At 38.3% G+C, this 20,203-nt stretch carries 13 protein-coding genes; 1 reads left to right on the top strand and 12 read right to left on the bottom strand.

Annotated elements, in window-relative coordinates; translation table 11 throughout:
• Positions 1–6: 6 nt before the first annotated feature.
• On the bottom strand, positions 7–699 hold the full coding sequence (locus ACYP5M_RS24355; protein ID WP_434168331.1) for a coiled-coil domain-containing protein: 693 nt from the start codon (positions 697–699) through the stop codon (positions 7–9).
• Positions 700–1,976: 1,277 nt separating this feature from the next.
• On the opposite strand from ACYP5M_RS24355, the gene ACYP5M_RS24350 reads away from it, so the two are divergent.
• Positions 1,977–2,327 (top strand): hypothetical protein, encoded by a 351-nt coding sequence (locus ACYP5M_RS24350; RefSeq protein WP_101225631.1) that lies wholly within the window; start codon positions 1,977–1,979, stop codon positions 2,325–2,327.
• A 241-nt stretch (positions 2,328–2,568) separates the two neighbouring features.
• Here the strand turns inward: ACYP5M_RS24350 and gnd are convergent, their stop codons facing one another.
• From gnd to ACYP5M_RS24295, 11 genes are all read right to left on the bottom strand, one after another.
• On the bottom strand, positions 2,569–3,972 hold the full coding sequence (gene gnd / locus ACYP5M_RS24345; RefSeq protein WP_427575342.1) for a decarboxylating NADP(+)-dependent phosphogluconate dehydrogenase: 1,404 nt from the start codon (positions 3,970–3,972) through the stop codon (positions 2,569–2,571).
• 79 nt (positions 3,973–4,051) lie between these two features.
• A complete protein-coding gene (locus ACYP5M_RS24340) occupies positions 4,052–5,398 on the bottom strand; it encodes a GntP family permease (protein WP_101225629.1) in 1,347 nt (448 codons plus the stop codon).
• Positions 5,399–5,416: 18 nt separating this feature from the next.
• Positions 5,417–6,961: a gluconokinase gene (gene gntK, locus ACYP5M_RS24335; protein ID WP_459735626.1), complete on the bottom strand. Its 1,545-nt coding sequence runs from the start codon at positions 6,959–6,961 to the stop codon at positions 5,417–5,419.
• On the bottom strand, positions 6,954–7,685 hold the full coding sequence (locus ACYP5M_RS24330) for a GntR family transcriptional regulator (RefSeq protein WP_459735625.1): 732 nt from the start codon (positions 7,683–7,685) through the stop codon (positions 6,954–6,956). The genes gntK and ACYP5M_RS24330 overlap by 8 nt, the downstream gene beginning before the upstream one ends.
• Before the next feature lie 2,551 nt (positions 7,686–10,236).
• Entirely contained in the window at positions 10,237–10,944 is a 708-nt protein-coding gene (locus tag ACYP5M_RS24325) for a hypothetical protein (RefSeq protein ID WP_101225625.1), read from the bottom strand.
• Positions 10,945–11,274: 330 nt separating this feature from the next.
• Positions 11,275–12,606 carry a peptide MFS transporter gene (locus tag ACYP5M_RS24320; RefSeq protein WP_101225624.1) on the bottom strand — a complete coding sequence of 444 codons (1,332 nt, stop codon included), beginning with the start codon at positions 12,604–12,606 and terminating at the stop codon, positions 11,275–11,277.
• Positions 12,607–13,292: 686 nt separating this feature from the next.
• Positions 13,293–13,928 carry a response regulator gene (locus ACYP5M_RS24315; protein ID WP_434168328.1) on the bottom strand — a complete coding sequence of 212 codons (636 nt, stop codon included), beginning with the start codon at positions 13,926–13,928 and terminating at the stop codon, positions 13,293–13,295.
• Positions 13,925–15,265 (bottom strand): sensor histidine kinase, encoded by a 1,341-nt coding sequence (locus ACYP5M_RS24310; protein WP_101225622.1) that lies wholly within the window; start codon positions 15,263–15,265, stop codon positions 13,925–13,927. Before ACYP5M_RS24310 ends, ACYP5M_RS24315 begins: the two co-directional genes overlap by 4 nt.
• 533 nt (positions 15,266–15,798) lie before the next feature.
• Positions 15,799–16,482 carry a TetR/AcrR family transcriptional regulator gene (locus ACYP5M_RS24305; RefSeq protein WP_452445363.1) on the bottom strand — a complete coding sequence of 228 codons (684 nt, stop codon included), beginning with the start codon at positions 16,480–16,482 and terminating at the stop codon, positions 15,799–15,801.
• 300 nt (positions 16,483–16,782) lie between these two features.
• Positions 16,783–18,075 carry an MFS transporter gene (locus ACYP5M_RS24300; RefSeq protein WP_434168325.1) on the bottom strand — a complete coding sequence of 431 codons (1,293 nt, stop codon included), beginning with the start codon at positions 18,073–18,075 and terminating at the stop codon, positions 16,783–16,785.
• Positions 18,076–18,101: 26 nt separating this feature from the next.
• A complete protein-coding gene (locus ACYP5M_RS24295) occupies positions 18,102–20,147 on the bottom strand; it encodes a CocE/NonD family hydrolase (RefSeq protein ID WP_459735624.1) in 2,046 nt (681 codons plus the stop codon).
• Between the last annotated feature and the right edge of the window lie 56 nt (positions 20,148–20,203).

Genomic DNA, 20,203 nt, shown 5'->3' with positions numbered 1-20,203 from the left:
CGCCTGCTAAATTCTCACAACCGATTTTTTTATGGTTTTACCATTAATGCTTATATAACCCGGCAGCAGGATGTCCGTAATGTTCCCTGATATTTTGCTATTGAGGGCCCTTATGTATAAGTCTTCCCTGAAGACCTCATTCATTTTCACTTGCTGTATTTTATATAAAGGGGTATCGTATGTTTTACCGTATTCTTGAAAGAAATACAGAAAAAGGGCGAGCAAAATCTCTCTTTCCTGCTCTCTTCCTTCCATAATCTCGTTTTTAATAAAATCCCACAAAGATGAAATGTTTTCATATTGCACACCACAAACAATAAATTCCTGCACCGACCCGCCCTTGAAAATTCCTTTTAACGAATTTTTAGTGGTTTCGGATAATTGATGAACAGCTTCGTAAAGTTCTTCCGCTTCCCGATAGTCAGCTCTTCTCTTTTGCAATTCAGTAAAATAGGCTTCCATTTTCTCATTTAGATGGGTAATCTTTATTTGGTACTCACTAATTTCCTCTTTCTTCGACTCAATCTCTTGTTGGAGTCTTGCTATTTCTTTTTCTTTTCCTCTCAGCAGCTCCTTATATTCCCCCATTTGACTAAACGAGGCCGCTTCAGCTATTGCTTTTATCTTTTCAATGACCCTTTCGTCTTGAAGGGAAACCATTAATGACTCAATAAAACCATCATCTAACTCTTTATTCATCTCTTCACTCCTTTCAAAGTGTTAACCAAACCTATTCGCTCTGTATATGTATGAAAAGGTTTTTTTGCCATAGAAAAATCCCCTCCCAGATAGACTGTTAGGAGAATACAACCATAACTTATATTCCAAGAAAGCAGTAGTGAGATTACTTATTTTCAAAAATGCGTATATACCGTATTAATGAAGTATTGATAATATGATGCTTACTATCACTTTTCACAATAAAATACTCACAGTGCTCCATCCTTTTCAAGACTTCTTGTAAAACATCCTCTTTTTTACTGCTCAATCCTTTTTTTATTTTCTCCCACTTAACATCAGCGTCAAGAGTATAACAAACATTGAATTCCTTTAACAGGTTAATCTTCCCCTTAAATGCTTTAGTTTCTTTATCTGTTTTTATTGTTAATATCTAATCCAAATTCAATAATCAACAGTATTAAATCATGTGATTTTTCCTCAATCCGATATACTGTCTCCATAGTACTACTTAATAATATTCGTTATGATCATATTGTTTAAGTGGGTTGAAATAACTAGGGTTAAACAGCCTGTTTACTGGATAAGAAAAGGCCTCCCATCAATAAACTGTGGGAGGACTTCAACTTTAAAGACATTCACATGTTAGATGAGCACCGATGATTACACATGCTCCCCATCCATATACAAACGCGAACAAAAAAAGCCCTTCTCGTTTGAGATGGCCTCTAGTTATGCTGTTCCAGCGCAATCATTTAACTTTTAAATCGCATTGCTTGATGCTAGTGGATTCTTGATTGTTCGCATACATGTTTGTATGGGAGCTTAAACAAATTATCCATAACAGCAGTAACACAATCCTCGCAATAATAATTGACGAACTCTCTACCTTGTTCAAAAAGTGGTGTCATCGTATCTATGTCAGCCCATTTAAAACAGTAAATACACATTTGCCTCATGATATATCACTCCTTTTTCATACAGAAATAATTGGTAATAATCAAAAGAAGAATATGTGCTACCTGTCGACATCATTCATGAAACGATACTCTTTCTTCGTAAGTAACCCAGACCATTAATAGGCACAGCATAGGAATAAACCGCTATCATTTATATACCACTTTACCTGAATATTAAACCACCCCCAAAAACATTATTCGTTGCCGTCGATCTTTTCACCAAGATTCTTTCTCTTTTGGTGGAATTTCACCCAGGATTAAAATTTGCGTTTACTCCGTTTCCTGATTGGAAATAACATAATAAATCTTTTAACTATAAACAGAGTAGGAGTGATATTTTTGAAAAGGCATTCCAAAAAAATCAAACATAAAGCAAAAACTACTTTGAATAAAATAAAGACTAATATTAAGGAAACATTATTTGATATCTCAGACATTCGAGCAACATCTGTACAGCAATTGGCTGATTTTATACAACATCACCCTGATACAAAAGTCACCAAGAAACAAATGCTTGGAATTTCCTATGCCTTCTATAGTTTAGAAACAGAAGGGTATCATTATTATTTAGAAACCAACAAATCCAAAATTTTGCAGTTGGATGGGTATTATAAGAATAAAAAAATGGTATCTTATCGATCATATAGGGATTATTATCATTTAAATACACCATTTAAATTTCCCATCTAAAATTTCGAGTCTAAGTTATTTAAAGGCTTGTACAATTTGAACATTGTTTTACCTCTCAAGAAACTCACTTTCCTTGCAGGAGTCTCACACCAGTTCCAATCAACTTTGTTTTAACATTTAAATGGACCCCTTTTGTTACATAAAAAAAGAGCTGCCAAAGCAGCTCTCTTTTTGAAGGAAGGTACCTTCTCCAATTCATGAACGGTCATTGATAAATGCTTGTCTCTTTTGTCTCTTTCCATCACTGCCAGTTTGTGTGAAAGACCCCTGCTAAATCACGTCGCTCATAGGTATGTGCCCCAAAATAATCACGTTGTGCTTGCAGTAGGTTAGCATTTGAAATGCCTGTACGATAACTATCGTAATAAGTAAGTGAAGAGCCTAAACATGGAAACGAGATGCCAGAATTTATTCCCTCACAGACAACCTTTCGCAATCCTGCCTGGTAATTTGCAACCTTTTCAGCGAAATATGGTGAAATCAATAAATTGGCCAGATTCGGCTGCTCTTGATAGGCTTCGCTAATGACATTTAAAAATTCTGCCCGAATGATGCAGCCGCCGCGGAAAATAAGCGCAATATCCTTTAAAGGCAAGTCCCAGCCGTTAAGTTCAGAACTCATTTTATATTGAGTGAAACCCTGCGCGTATGCACAAACCTTGCCCATATATAATGCTTGCCTAATATAGTCAATCCACTCATTTTTATCTAATTGTTGCTGAACGTTCTCAGGCCCTGTTAGAATGTTTTCTGCATGAACCCGTTCTTCTTTTAAAGCGGAAATGTAGCGAGCAAACAAAGACTCGGTAATAATCGATGCTGGTATTCCGTTATCAATTGCTTGCATACTGGTCCATTTCCCTGTGCCTTTTTGTCCTGCCTTATCAAGAATCACATCGATCAAGGGTAAGCCCGTTACTTCATCTTTCTTCCTTAAAATTTCCGCTGTGATTTCGATTAAATAACTTTTCAGTTCGCCTTCATTCCATGTTTCAAAGATGTCAGCAATTTCATTAACCTCTAAATGCAATTTTTCTCTTAAAAACGTATAAGCTTCGGCGATTAATTGCATATCTGCATACTCAATCCCGTTATGTACCATTTTCACAAAATGACCTGCCCCTTTTGGACCGATATAGGTACAGCAAGGAGCATCATTTACTTTGGCTGCGATTTTTGTCAGGATTGGAGCTACTTTTTCATAGGCGTCCTTATCTCCGCCTGGCATGATTGAAGGTCCTTTTAACGCACCGACTTCCCCACCGGAAATACCAATTCCTACATAACTGAATCCTTTAGATTTCAATTCATCATATCTGCGTTCAGTATCTTCGTAATGGGAGTTACCGCCGTCCATGATAATATCGCCTGATTCAAGATGAGGAAGTAATGAAGTGATCACCGAATCGATCGGTTTACCCGCAGTCACCATTAGAAAAATCTTTCTCGGTGTTTCCAGTGACTGAACAAAGTCTTGGATCTCGTAATACGGATGAATCGACTGACCGTCCAATTCAGCAACAAGCTGATCCGTTAAATCTCTTGTGTAGTTATAGACAGCCACTTGTTCCCCTTTACTAGCCATATTTAAAGCGATATTACTGCCCATTACCCCTAAACCAATGACACCAATTGTATTGTACATTTTATTTCTGCTCCTTCTATGTAAGAATAATAGGCAGTAAATCCCTGCCATAAGTGGGGGATTTACTGCCGGGAAAGGCTTATACAAATAAGCTTAGTAATAGAATAAATCCTAATCCAGCTACTGAAATAATTGTCTCAAGCAAAGTCCACGTTGCAAATGTTTCTTTCATGCTTAAACCAAAATACTCTTTAAACATCCAGAAACCAGCATCGTTAACGTGTGAAGCGATTAAACTTCCCGCTCCTGTCGCAAGTACAACTAGAGCAAGGTTAACGTCCGTCTGACCTAACATCGGAATAACTAAACCAGCTGTCGTTAAGGCTGCAACGGTAGCAGATCCCAATGAAATACGCAGGATTGCCGCGATGATCCAGGCAAGCAAGATTGGTGATAATGATGTTCCTTTGAATAATTCAGCTACATAGTCACCTACACCGCCGTCGATCAATACTTGTTTGAAGGCTCCGCCGCCCCCAATGATCAAGAGCATCATTCCGATATGCAGAATCGCTGATGTACAGGATTCCATAATATCTTTCATAGGAATCTTTCTTGCTAACCCCATTGAATAGACCGCAAATAATAAGGAAAGTAACATGGAAGTACCTGCTTCACCAATGAAACGGATAGCTGCCAGTAAACCATTATCTTCAAATCCGATTGTTTTTTGCATCAAAGTGATAATCGTAGCAATTGACATTAATATAACCGGAAGTAAAGCGGTAAATACACTGATTCCAAATCCAGGTGTATCTTCAAGTTTAAATGATTTTTGTTCTCCTAAAGAGGCAATGCTGCCTGTTTTCGTAAATGATTCAGGTACTAATCTTTTGGCTATTTTCGTAAATACTGGTCCAGCCAAAATAACGGTTGGAACCGCAATGATGAAGCCATAAAGTAAAACCTGGCCAATGTCTGCACCATATTCACCAGCAATAACGGTTGGTCCTGGGTGCGGTGGTAAGAAACCGTGTGTTACGGATAATGCCGCTACCATTGGAATACCAAGATACAATATCGAAACTTTTAATTCCCTTGAAATCGCAAAAACGATTGGAATCAATAATACTAAGCCCACTTCAAAAAATAAGGCGACACCGATAATAAATGACGCTGCCACGACAGCCCATTGAATATTCTTTTCCCCGAATTTTTTAACAAGGGTCATGGCAATGCGTTGCGCTCCGCCTGAATCTGCGATCAACTTACCCAACATCGCTCCAAGTCCAAAGATTAACGCTAAGTGGCCAAGTGTTCCGCCTAATCCAGCTTCAATGGTTTTGACAATTCCGTCAAGTGGCATCCCAAGTGCTAAAGCCACTCCAAACGATACAATGATCAAGGAAATAAAGGTGTTTAATTTTAAGCCCATTATTAAAATTAATAAGGCGACAATTCCTAAAGCGACAATAACTAATGGCATTGTAATCCCCCCATGTCTTTACTTTGCAGCATTTATTAAGTTTCTTTGATAATCCGCAATCTGTGTATACTCGTTTTCCAATACCCTTGATAGGTTAATGAAAATCGGCAGCAGCTGCCTATATTCTTTTACAGAATCAGCTATCGGTGTGTGCTTGTGGGTATTGCCTATCATTTCAGAAACTACTTCGAAGGAATCAATTTCCCCAGCGGCATATAACCCTAATATACAAGCACCAAGGCATGAACTTTCGTAGCTTTCTGGAACCACGACTTCCGATTCGAAGATATCGGACATCATTTGCCGCCAAACAGCCGACCTTGCGAAGCCTCCCGTAGCTTGAATTCGGGTCACGGGACCGTCCATGCATTCGGTTAAGGCTAAAAATACTGTGTATAAATTGTAAATGACTCCCTCCAGAGCCGCTCGAATCATATGTTCTTTCTTATGCGACAGTGTTAATCCGAAAAATGAACCCCGTACGTCCGGATTCCATAATGGTGCACGTTCACCTGCAAGATATGGATGGAATAATAATCCATCAGCACCTGGTCTTACGCGTTCGGCAATCTTGGTCAAAACTTCATAAGCGTCGATTCCGAGTCTTTTAGCCGTTTCCACCTCAGAAGAAGCAAATTCATCGCGAATCCAGCGAAGGACCATCCCGCCATTGTTTACCGGCCCGCCAATCACCCAATGCTTTTCCGTTAAGGCATAGCAAAAGATTCTTCCTTTTTCGTCTGTTTTCGGCTCATCAATAATCGTCCGAATCGCACCGCTCGTCCCAATCGTGACAGCGATTTCACCTTTACGGATAGCGTTTACACCTAGATTTGAAAGGACACCATCACTTGCCCCAATGACAAAAGAGGTTTCTGGATCAATCCCGATCTGTTTGGCTAAATCCGGGTCACAGTTGTTAAAGATTTTTGTTGTTGGTACGAGTTCAGATAATTGATCACGCGTTATTCCAGCAATTCTTAGGGCTTCCTCATCCCAATCCAAATTTTTGAGATTCAACATGCCCATCGATGAAGCAAGGGAATAATCGACCAAATATTGATCAAAGAACTTTTTAAAGATATATTCTTTAATCCCGATATATTTTTTAACATTGGTTGCGATCTCCGGGCGATCATTCACGATCCAGGTGATCTTGGATAATGGCGACATCGGGTGAATCGGTGTTCCGGTTCGTTTGTAAACTTCATGCCCATCTAATTCATCCTTTATTTTATGGGCCCAAGCTTCACTGCGATTATCTGCCCAAGTGATGCAAGCGGTTAGCGGCTGGTCATTTTCATCCATAGCTATAACACTATGCATCGCACTGCTAAATGAAATGAATGTTGGTTTTTTATCTGGATGCTGCTTCGTTATATTTGAAAAGGCTTTCAGAACAGCCTGGAAAATCTCCTCAGGGTCTTGTTCCGCCGTTGTCATATCCGGTGTGTAAAGAGGATAGCCAATATTCTCTTGCTGGATGACATCGCCTTTTTTCGTGAATAGTACAGCTTTTGTACTTGTTGTACCGATGTCTACACCTAACATATAGCTAGTCATTTTCTTGTTCGACTCCTTTTGAAAGCATCTGTTGGGCCATCCATAAGTCTTCAACTTTCTCTTGAACATCATCAAAGTTTTCATGTAACGACTTAATCATGATGTCTCGATCCTTTGTTTTGATCGCATCAATATAAAGTTGATGATTATTTATGATCCGTGTAAAGTCTTCATACTTTTCTTTAAAACGACTGCGCATGGATAGAAGAATCAAACTTTCCATCACAGGTTTTAAATTATCCCAGATCATCAGGATGTAGGAATGTTCGATGGATCGAATGATCGTTTCGTGGAACAGAACATCCTGATAGGAAAACTCATCCGCATCAAGGTATTTTATGGACACTTTCATCATTTCCAATATTTTACTAAGTTCCATTACCAATTCATTCGTGTTCATCCTTACTAAACGTTCAAATACAAACGTTTCGATGAGTATACGTACATCATAAATTTCTGAATACTTTTTTTCTGTTAAACCAATGACAACCGCACCCATTCTTTCTAATCGGATGATATTTTCAGAGGCCAGTATTTTTAACGCTTCACGAACTGGTGAGCGGCTTACACCAAAATCAGCAGCTAATTTATTTTCAGATAGGATGGCACCGCTTTCAATCATCCCCGAAATAATACGCATTCTAAGCTCGGATGTAACACGATCACCAGCTGAAGCTTTTGAAAGCCATTTTACAGGATAAAGAAATTCCTTTGATTCAGCCATATATTCACCTCTATTAGAGTTCAAGTACACTTGTATACAAGTATTATAATCTTAAAATAATTAGTAATGCAAGTTTTTTAAATTCAATTGGATTCTCGTTAATATAGTCAAGTTTATTGGGAGTTTAGAAGGTTCTGGGGCAAAAATAATGATGAACCACAGGGTGGTAATATCTGTTAATCAAGGGATTAAGCAGCTACTCTGAACAACTTCTGAATGAATCCAACGTCATTTTGGGCAGACTTTGCCCGTTGATGAGGTTAGAACCCTATTAGAGATTGCACGTTACTGGTCGGCTAGTATAGGTTGCTACTCGCGGAGATCTAGCTGCCTTCCAGATAGCCCTCATTCACCTATAAAAAAAGCTATCACTGATAAACCTGCTTGCGTTTGTCTTCGGCCTTGCCTTGTTCTCTTTGACTTGCTTCTAGGTCTTGTTGTGATGTTCGAGCGAGCACAGGTCGCTACTCGCGGCGATTTAGCTGCCTTCAGTACTATCGTAGGTTGTCCCTCATTCACCCCTGTATATTTCTTTAGTACTGAAATGTAGGTGGTACTGCATCAATTATTATTCCGATTGTGATTGGCTTCCTGGCCCAGGGCGGTAATTTTGCTCCTGCACTTACCCTATGTCTTGTATAACCTTCGCAGGAGCACTGTCCTACATTTTCTTGGTTGGTAAAATCGAAAGGGGGCAGGATTTTGCTGATGTTGATTTACGGCATGGTAAGAAGTTATCGAGCTAATTATGAATGCGTAGAATATCTACAAACAACAAAGCAGAAAAGAAAACTTCTTATACTCTAGAGACCTGTTTCTTGGTAAGGCTAAATAATATAGAAGCTAAATGCAGTAATTATTGCTTAAACAAGCTTTTTGCAAAAGGCCGATAAGGAGTATTATTTTGTCGATATCTACTCAGAATTTGTAGATATTTCTCGGGAAATTGTTGAAATTTGAAAATAGTGATTGCGAATAGTTGGAACAAAGGAATTTCTACTTTTGATTTGTTTGCCTTAGGTTTAAATAGTTATTAACGGAAATTAACACCTGAATATCGTAAAGGAGACTAAAATAAAGGTAATGAATCCTTTTCTTATTGAAGTAATGCTTCGTAATGGTTTTTTTGTTGTTCAGTTTTAAGCTGTGACATGTCGTTTGTCAGTTAGATGTTCATTTCACGTGTAGCTGTGAGTTCATTGGTTAAAAGATTAAGCTCTCTTTTAATTGAATGAGAGCATGGGTTAAATTGTCATATGTATCGGGTATCGCTATCTCTGTTTCATTGGTTCCTTCTCATCTTACTTTTTCTTGATACAAGGGTCTTTAGCTATATCGTTTAGGGGGCTGCCCGTATCGCGTAACACTTAAGCGTTTCGATGTCGGATTGAACGAAGGAATGTGGTTTTACATATTTTAACAATTCCATTTCACTCTAAGTTTTAAACATACTTACGAACATTGATTTTGCATCTCCACTTCTTTGCCACTTCCTTGAAAGAGGATCCTCATTCATTCGGATGTATATACTGTCGCATATCGGACCTTCCTTTCTATTAAAGATGAAGGTTCCTTGGATTTATTTTCATGTTATATCGCCCAGCGATACGAAACACACAAAAGAACAGATAGGCCCCTTTCTTGAGGAACACTATTGAGGACATAGATCTTGCTGGAGCTGGGAAACCGTTGGTTTAAGCTGAGACATATCGTTTGTCAGTGGACGTTCATTTCAAGCGAAGCTGTGAGTTCATTGGTAAATCTCACTTATTTGTTTGGAATTATGGGTTAAGTCGTCATATATATCGGGTATCGCAATCTCTGTTTCATTGGTTCCTTCTAATCTATCTTTTTGTAGATAAACAGGTCTTTAGCTGTACCCTCTAGGGACTTGTCCGTATCGCGTAACGCTATGTGCGCTTCGATGTCAGATTGAATAAAGATAGGCAACCACCCTCTTAAAAACTCATATCCGTTTCGTTCTAAGTTTTGACCATACTTTTGAACAGTGGATGTGCATCCCCTATTCTTCTTTCACTACATTAGAAAAGAATACTCGTTCATTCGGAGGTATATCATGTTTGCATATCAAACGCCGCTTTACTATTAAACCTAAAGGTTCGAATTTATTTGCAAGTTATATCGCCCAGCGATACGAAACACACAAAAAAAGAGCCGATCAATCCCTGTCTGGAGCACCTCTAGTAAGAATGACTCCTGTTTTTGAATGCAAGGTGTATTTTGTTTTAGTTGCATATCGCTTAAACAAATCCCCAATGAATTTCAATTGAGCCTTTGGTAGAACGTCCGCTACATTGGTATCGCCGAGCATTTACATAACTGGTGCCAAATCCTGTAAAGTTGAAAAATTCTTTCTTAATTCTGTTTTTCAGCTAGCGAATCATATATGACACTATGAATTTTTAGGATTCGCATCTAAATGCTTTCATCCATCATTATTTATTTGAAAAATATTTATCAAATGTATCTTCATCAATAATTTGCTTCCACAAATCAATACACAGCTAGGCAAAAAACCTTAACAGTCACCTTATTTTCTGAATATGGAGAAAAGCGCCCGCCATTTTTCGGAACGTTTTTGTATAGTCTCTTCTAAACGTTTATTAAATTCATTTTGTGAACTCCATTCCTTTTTCTGTTCGTCCCGCATATTTTGTATTTCTTTTTGTAAGAGTTCACTTTTTTGTTTTTCTTGCTCCAGCAATGTTTCGTAATGGGTATTTTGTTGTTCTGTTAATTGTTCAATTTTAGAATTAGTTCTTTGCGCTGAATTTCCAATACTAGAACTTATAACATGATGATCTTGCTGGAGCCGGGAAACCTTTGTTTTAAGCTGTGACATATCGTTTGTCAGTTGGACATTCATTTCACGTGTAGCTGCGAGTTCATTGACTAAAAACATTAAGACCTCGTTTAATTGATTGGGATCGTGGGGTGAATTTTCATATGTATCGGGTATCGCTATCTGTGTTTCATTGGATCCTTCTAATCTTTCTTTTTGTTGATATACAAGGTCTTTAGCTGTATCGTCTAGGGGCTTGTCCGTATCGCGTAGCGCTATAAGCGCTCCGATGTCAGATTTAACAAAGATACGTCGATCTCCATCTTTCAAAAACTCATATCCATTCCGCTCTAAGATTTGACCATATTTTCGAACAGTGGGAGTTGCAATCCCCACTTCTTCTGCCACTTCCTTGGAAGAGAAAGCTCGTTCATTCAGTTGTATATCGCGTCGCATATCGGACCTCTTTTCTATAACTAGTTGTATCTGTAGTCTACCTGACCTTAAATTTTCTGTCTAGATAAGTATAGCCTATCCAGAAGTCGTTAGGGATAGCGATAAGATTTCCTTTTCCTTTCTTCTGATTTGTTTACTTACATTAGCATTCCATACCATTCAAATTGATGAAAGACTCGTGAAAATGCTGAAACATTAAGCAAAAAGAAATAAAACTTCAGAGAATCGTTCCTTTACACCAGTTTGGAGCCGATTCTATTATTTTTTTACACTAAAAAAGCTCGACCCAAATGGCACATTATATGCCTTTTGGGTCAGCTCATTTTTTCATTATTTCATCAGCTTTGCTACTGGCTTCGAAAGAAGCAATAAAACAATACCTAAGCCAATTGTTACAAAACCAATTACACTGAAGATTTCCAGGTAACCTAAAGACTGTGTATATGCAGCTAATTGTCCGGCTACCATATTAGCTACCGCGGAGCTTGCCAGCCATACTCCCATTAGAAGAGAGGCAAGCTTGATTGGAGCAATTTTACTTACCATTGATAAACCAACTGGTGAAATCATTAATTCAGCTAATGTATGAAGGAAATACGTTACAATCATGAACAGGATGTTTACTTTCAGCGCTGTATCATTTCCTGTATACATAACAGCAGGAAGCAGTACTAAGAAACCTAAACCAACAGTGACTAAACCAAGAGCCATCTTCGTTGGGGTTTTTAAGTCACCTCGTTTTGAGCTGCCAAGCTTGTACCATAATGCAGACATAATCGGCGCTAAAATCACGATGAATAATGGGTTCAACGATTGGAACCAGGCAGTTGGAACCTCAAAACCAAATACATTCCGATCAATTTGGTCATTAGCATACAATGTCAATGAACTTCCTGCCTGCTCGAAAGCGGCCCAGAACGCAATAACGAATACTGCCAAAATAACGATAGCCGCTGTACGTTTTTGTTCTCTTTTCGTTAACGGTGCAGCTGACTTTTGACCAGCTGTAACTTCCGGTTTGCCAGTAGGTTCTTTACCGATATCGCCTAAATAACGATTTCCTAATAAGTTGAAAACTAACTGCCCTACAATCATGCCAATTGCTGCTGTCAAGAACCCATATTTATAGCTCATCAGGCCAACTACTAATGGTGCGAAGAAAGCCCCAACATTAATACCCATATAGAAGATGGTGAAAGCTCCATCACGACGCGGATCGTTGTCTTCATAAAGATCACCAACAATTGTCGAGATGTTTGGCTTGAAGAAACCATTACCGATAATCAATAAACCAAGACCAATGTAAAGCGCTGTCAAACTCTGACTTGAGAATAGTGAAAAGTTACCAAGCGCCATTAAAATACCGCCAATCGTGATTGCCAATCTTCTGCCTATGAAACGGTCAGTCAAGTATCCGCCAATCATTGGCGTAATATAAACGGCACCAGTAAAGAATCCGTATATGCCCATAGCCGTAGATTTGTCGACTCCAAGCCCGCCATTTACAACAGTTGCTGTTAAGTAAAGAACAAGAATTGCTCTCATTCCGTAATAACTGAAGCGCTCCCATGCCTCAGTCGCGAACAGCATATACAGTCCTGGAGGATGCTTTTTCCTGGACTGGTTTGGCTGCTGAACATCATCTTTTAAAAGTGCTTGCATAATAAAGTCCCCCTAAATATGGTTAAATATTAAACCATCCACCAATCGTTACTTTCACAAAATAATTGCATGGTTTTTATTTTAATATATAAATTATTGATTCGTTCCACCTACACCTAATACGATGATGGCGACGCATGCCATCCAACCCATCAGTAAGCGTTTACATTTCTAAACTTGACTCTGGTGCAAAAGAAATCAGATAGCAAAATCTAAATGAACATTAACTAATAAATTCATTCATTTTACTCGAAGACATTCAATGAAGACACTTGAATTTTAAAGAATATTTAGTGTTGTAAAATAATTTTATATTATCAGAAAATATAAAAATACAGAAAAAAAAGAAAAAAAGTCCTACTGCATTAGCGGCCTGTGCAGCAACGGAGACCCCCATTATAATAAAAAAAACTGCCTTGTATTAAGGCAGTTTCAGACTGTTGACAAACTCGATTTTAATTAAGATTGCCTACATTATTTTTGAGGGAGTTTAAAATATGAACGTTGATTTCTCTCCAGGCACTCGCTTTCCGCGGGCGGTCCGAGAGCCTCCTCGGCGCTCTTGGCGCCTGTGGGCGCTTTTCCCGCAGGAGTCTCGTACCTTCCGTTCCAATCAACTTTGTTTAAAAATTCAGATGAACCCCTTTTGTTTACAAACTCAAACTGCCTTGTATTAAGGCAGTTTTTTAGTCAACAATCCATTGATATAAATTTTTCGGTCTTCCTATTTTTTGATAACTCACAATAGTTTCCACTTTTCCTTCATCAAGTAAATGCATAATATAGCGATAGACGGTCGGATAAGCCAAACCAACTTCTTTAGAAATTGTATCAACAGAAAAAGGTTCACGATTAGAATTCAGAAAACCACTAACGTGACAAAGTGTTTTCTTACTAATTCCCTTTGTTACAAATACATCCTTTTCTTCACTGGGCTTTTGCTGCGGAGCTGATTGAGTTAATTTTGCAAGGCGATTATGCAGTTGAATTCTTGAAATCAAATCAGGCGCTTTTACAGGCTTTAACGCAAAATCCGTTGCGCCTGCTTCAAGAAAGCGATCAGCAATTTCCTGTCGTTCATCGACTGTTAATACAAGAATCGGAACATCAGCATTAAGTTTACGAAGCTCACCCACTGTTTTTATTCCGTCCATTTCCGGCATATGATAATCAACTAAAACAACATCTGCTCCTTTTTCTGCAAACACATTTAACCCTTCTTTTCCGTTGTTAGCCGTATCTACATTCCAGCCGGCAAATTCACAAATTTCACTTAGCATATATTGAATTGATGCATCATCATCAATGACTAAAATGTTCATCTTGACACACTCCTCTCAGCTAGTTTAATCCAAATTATTGTCCCGTGCCCAAGCTTGCTGTCAATTTCTAAAGATGCACCATGTCCTTCAGCAACTTGTCGTACGAAAGCTAACCCCATCCCTGGATGCGATTTCGTACTAAACCCAGCTTTCCATATTTTCAGCTGCTCTTTAGGTGAAATCCCTTTCCCATTATCTGATACGCCCAACCAAAGTTCATTTTCATAGGTTTTCACCTTAAGCAAAATCTTGCCATCCTCTATTCCATTCACTGCATCGTAAGCATTGTCAATTAAATTCACTAATGCCCTCGTCATTCGGATTTTATTAATTAAAATTTTAATTTCAGGATCTGTTTGAAACTCTACCTTCAGATTAAGATTTGTCCCGCTCAGTCTGCTTGCTTCGACGTATTCAACTAAATCTTTTATACGGCACCAATGTTTTTTATCATCATATAAAATCTCGGAAATCATGTCGCTAACGGAATGAATCGATGATGAAACCTTTTGACAATATTCTTTAATTTTAGAATCGTCCACTTTCAAACTAATTAAAGAATTTAGCCCCTCAATTGCTGTGAGAGGTGTTTTTAAATCATGGACCAGATATAGTGCTTCTCGTCCTGATCTTGACTGCATTGCTTCCAACTGCGCATAATGAAGCTCTTGCTTTATCCGCCATTTTTGTTCAGCTAATGAAAAATACACAGCTAAAATAACAGCATTAATAACAAAAATTAAACACAAAGTTAAACTGTACAATGTTAATGATTGCTCAAATCCAATTTGAACCGCTATATCTTTTAATTCCTTTGAAATCGACCCTTGGCCAAATCCATATTTAGATAAAGAAGGAATCTCATTCAGCCATTCAATCCCAAAGATTAATTGGGAACAAATTATCGTTTTAATAATTGGCTTTAGCCTATCCTTTTCAAAGGCTTGCAATAATAAGATGGCTAACAACAATAACAATGCATATGCGCTAAATGAGTATGTTAAAGAATAATAAGCATTTATCACGATATAGTCGAGAGGAATAACAATAAGAGGAATGATAATTTTTAACCATGGACGGTTTAAACGATCACCAATTTCGTCTCCCAACAGGAGTGCACCAATATAATGAAACAAAGCTAAAACTGTATTTAAAGAAATTAACAAAAAAACGGCAAGCATTAACTTATTTCCTGTTTCTTCACCTTCTCTTAATGAAATAAGCAAATCAGTAAGACCAATTTCGTCAGGACCCAACCACGATAGTAAGAATACCCCGAATAAAATCACTCCGATTTTCATCCATATTGTCCAAGACTTCATAAGACTAGATATCATAATCATTTCACCTTTAATAGACTAATTGCCTATAGAATAGAATGATAACCATTCTTTCATTTCGTATTTATTTTAAATTTATGTATACCCTTGCATAATCTCATTATACGTAATTCATCATAATTATGAAATTTATAAAAAAATGGGTTTTGGGTGCAAAAATCCGAACAGCTTGCAAGTAATCTATAAATCTTGAACAAAGCATTATGTACTTGAACTGATTCTAACGTCATTTTTAACTGAGGTTTTATTTCATTCGCGGATGGCTAATATTCAATAGGTATGTCCCCGGTTAAACGACCTAAGTTATTCAAGAAAAGGGCGCGTTTCTGGGGCAAGAAATGCGCTCTTAGCAGCCCCGTGCCTTTTCATAAGGAAGGTTGAGGAAAGTGAACAAAAAAATAACAGGGAATAACAAAATGAATATTCTTATCCCAAGCCTTCTCGATTAAATAGAGGAGGGCTTTTTCGATGTCGCTGCGAAAACAAATATATAGTAAATTTGTAAGTGTCAAAAGGATGGTAAGATAATGCTATTGCTGATTTGCATGATCCCTTTTATGAAATAGATTTGCGTTGTGTACAATCTCTGTTATATAGTTCATGGTGATTTTTGCAGCCGTTTGAAAATCGTAGCTTTTGCGATTATTTAAGATATTTGTAAACATTCCCTGCCATACTAAAATGGTTAATTCATTAATTGCATCAACGTTTTCCTCTTTAATGTAGCCCTCTTTTAGTGCAATTTCTAAAAAGGATCGCCCTCTTTTTGACACATTACGTTCGAATAGGATAGTCTTTAATTCTTCAGGAATGTTAATCAAATCAGAAGGATAGATTTTATAATAGTCTTCGAGCAGCTTTTCCGGTTGATCAGCTAGGTCCATAATAAAAACCGCATGGAAAATTTGTGGTTGCTGAAAAGAGTGATTACAAAAGCATTCCCATGCTAATAAGTACTTTTCAATTGGATCTTTTCCTTTTTCAATATAAACAGCTACCTCATCTGTGTAGCATTTCAAGAATTTCATTGAAGCGAAAAAAATCAAATGGGAGACCTCAGAAAAATAGTTATAAATGGTTGCGCTATTATAGCCCGCTTTATCCGCAACTTTTCTTATTGTTACATTCTCTAAACCTTCTTCTTCGATAATTTCAGCTGTTGCATCCACAAAGTATTTCCACATGCGGCCCATTTGTATTTCTTTGTTTTTCATTTTCTATTCCCCTCACACTTTCAAAAAAAATATAGGTCCATTTCAATCACTGAACCCTATAAAACAAAGCTTTCTGTATTCTTATCTATATTTTATAGGGGCGTGCTAATCAATAAAGTGCTTATGGTTAAATTATACCAAACTATGGCATGGAAGCCGAAAGAACATTAGCCCACAATAAAAACGTATAAAAATAGAAAGCTGGCAAAAAACAAAACGTTTATCGCCAGCCTTTTTACATTTTTGGGGGTCTTTAAAAAACCTCATTATTCTATCACTCGGGAACCCTCTTGCCTTTTGCTAACTTGCTTTCATCTCTCTCTTCAGGAGCGAAATCTCTATTCGTTTTTCTTTCGTTACTCTTTGCCAAATTATAGCCGTAATCAACCCAACAATCGTCAACCCTAATAAAATTGTAAATAATACCTTATAACCGTCTGTACCACTCCAGTGGTCCAAACAAGCACCTGCAACAATTGGCATAAAGATTTCTCCGCTATACCCAATAATCATCAAGGGCATGGCAACTGTTCCTGTTGTTTCGACAGGATAGTCTCCTTCCACCAAAATAGCGAAGTGCGTTGCCTGTAATGCATACATTGATATATAAATAATCGCTATAAAAACTAACAGTAATAAGATGAAAGAAGGCTTTCCGGGTAATACGATGAGAGCAGCTAAACCGAGTGCCAGAACACAATAGCCAATTATGACCATATTCGAAATGCCAATTCGATCCCCGATAATGCCAGAGCCAAAACTTCCGATTGGGCGACAATATTGTGAAAAGTAACCCAAAGCAGCGGCGATTATTGTTGAAGCACCAAAGGCGGCCGTTGCATAAGGCGTAATATAATAGAAACTATTAATCATCGCATAAGACGTTAAAATAAGAATGGCTGCCAACCAGGTTGTTGGCATTTTGAGAATCCTCAAAAGTATTGCCCAATCAAATTTTTTAACCTCCTTTTCTTTTATTTCATCACTACTGTTGTTACCATCAGGTTCCTTATAAAGTAACATAATCATAAACCCTAAAAGAATACACATCACGGAATAGAAAATAATCACAGAAGACAATGCCAGCTTGTCACTCAGCTGCTTTGCTAAAATGGCGAAGAGTCCTAATACCAAAGCAGATTCGATAACTTTGGCAGCACCGCGTCCGCCTTCAAAAAAGCCGAATGCTTTTCCTTGTTCATTTTCAGATGCTAACGAACGGACGGCTTTTATTAACGCTACCCAAAAGGTCATGATGGATGTTATTCCCCAAGCTGCATAAATTAGCAGCAACACAGGGTAAGGGGGATACAATAGTAAAGCAAAGCCTAGAATCCCTGTCGCAAATAAGGATATGGACAACAAGTGCTTCGTTCTCCATCGATCTGCCACATACCCTCCAAAGATATAGGAAATCAAACAGCAAACTCCATATGCACTGCCAAGCGTACCCATTTGTGTATTGGTTAAGTGAAAGGCATTTAAGAATACATCATAATAATAGTTTCGAAAATAAGGCAATGTATAAATCATTTCACCTGCAATGATTAATATGACTAGAGTAGGTATATTTTTCCTTAGTTTACCTTTCATCTCTTTTCTCTCCAATCCCTGGCTTTTTAAAGTCCTAAACGCTCAATCTTTTGATCCCAATTCTTATGAAATGCCGGTCGGCCGTTTTCTTTAACATCCATTTCCCCAACAATCATAAAGCTTTCTGCATCAGAAGTTTGCGTAACGGTAATGTCAGCGTCAATCCACCAACCCTCACGGCCAATCCTCATTTTTTGATAAATTGTATATTTCGCGGAAAGAGGATTAGCATTACATAATGTCAACTCTCGTCTCAAATTGTGTTCAACCGTAACATCGATGTCATCAAAGCGATAGACCCCTTCACCAAATACCCCTCCAACACCATCGGTTATACAAGTCCATGTATCCGTTAAAATATCGTATGTAATGGAACGATCGACTCTTCCCTCTGAAAGTATAGTCGTCGGAGTTAATGGGGCGCTTTGAGGACTCATATTCGGTCCAGATACCCGGCTTCCTTTAAAGATTGGTAATGAAAACTTTGCGGTTTCAAGATTCAGAGTAAGTGTTGCATCCTCAGGCATCGGCCAAAACATTGGCCAAAAAGTTGTTGCAATGGACAAACGTATTCGGTGCCCGGCTTTAAATTTATGCCCGCAACAGTCTAAATTAACAAATGCATTTACCTTTTCACCCGGAGTTAACAAGTCTACTTGATCATGTCCATTTAAATGGGTTAAATTCATTACTCCGTAAGAAACACGGGTAACGGCCCCATCTGGTGCCACATCTGATAGTTGTGCGAAGAGCATTGCCTTTGGTCTGTCACTTGTCATTTGTACTTCAAATCTTGGATAACCAACTATTTCTAATGGGTCTTCTAAGACATCCCCTTCAAATACCATCGCCATACCATCATCCAATCGTTGGTCTGACGGACTTTCACCCGGTACTCCGGCACCCATCCATTCACCCGATAAAAGGCCGTGATTTAAAGGTGTTTTTAATAACACCCGCTCTTCTGTTTCATCTCTTTCTTCTAGCAATTTACCATGAGTCAATTGATAAGTTTGCGTTAGAACTTCATTTGATGGCCAGGAATCGAGTCCAATCCACTCTCCCTTACTTACTGGTTTAACGGAAGAAGGAGGCATACTTTCCTCAAGCCATACATTCACCATCGGTCCATCCATCGCATCGTTCTCTTTGCCTTTTAGCCAATGGTCCCACCATTTAACAGCTTCTTGCAAAAAGCCCATTGCTGGTCCTGGAACTCCATCATGAGGGTATACGTGTGCCCAAGGACCAATAATCCCCTTTTTGGGAACTGAAAGCCCTTTCATTAAACTTAATACGGTATTCGTATAAGAATCTTCCCAACCATCGATGGCTAGAACTGGCACTTCAATGTCATCGTAATTTTCACAAACTGATCCATGCCTCCAATAAGCATCTCTCGTTTGGTGCTCCATCCATTGCGCCATCCATAAAGGCATTTCCTCTAATCTTTCCAGCCATTTTTCACGCCAGCTATCCCCAACAATATGAGGGTCAAGCGGACGCACCTGATAGGCTAGCATAATGGCCCCCCACCAGAAATTATCATTTAAGAGGCAGCCGCCTTTATAGTGGATATCATTGTTATACCGGTCATCGGTAAACCCGAGTGTAATAATTGCTTTTAAATTTTTGGGTCTTCTGGCTGCAACTTGAAGGGAATTAAAGCCCCCCCATGATTTACCCATCATACCGATATTTCCATCACACCAATTTTGCTTTGAGATCCAATCAATAACTTCCAGAGCATCATCTTGTTCTTGCTTTAAGTATTCATCCCTTAGCAGACCATCTGATTCTCCCGAACCTCTCATATCCACTCTGACAACTGCATAACCGTGCCCGGCAAAATAACCATGCATCGGTTCATCTCTTGCCCTTGTACCGTCTGTTTTTCTGTAAGGAATGTACTCCAAAATGGCAGGTACTTTTTGCCCTTCCCTAACTTCAGGCAACCAGATACGACTTGAAAGTCTAGTTCCATCCTTTAAAACAATCCAAGTGTTTTCAATGGTTTGAAACGCATAAGGAAAATTAGTGATAATTTCTTTTTCTTTATATTCTGTTGACATTTTTCATCCTCCTCTTAGTCATTTTTCATCCGCCGTAAAGTGGTCAATATCATTTT

This window comes from Peribacillus sp. N1, assembly GCF_054600815.1.
The sequence above is the reverse complement of the archived record's forward strand: the minus strand, read 5'-3'. Positions and strand labels throughout refer to the sequence as shown.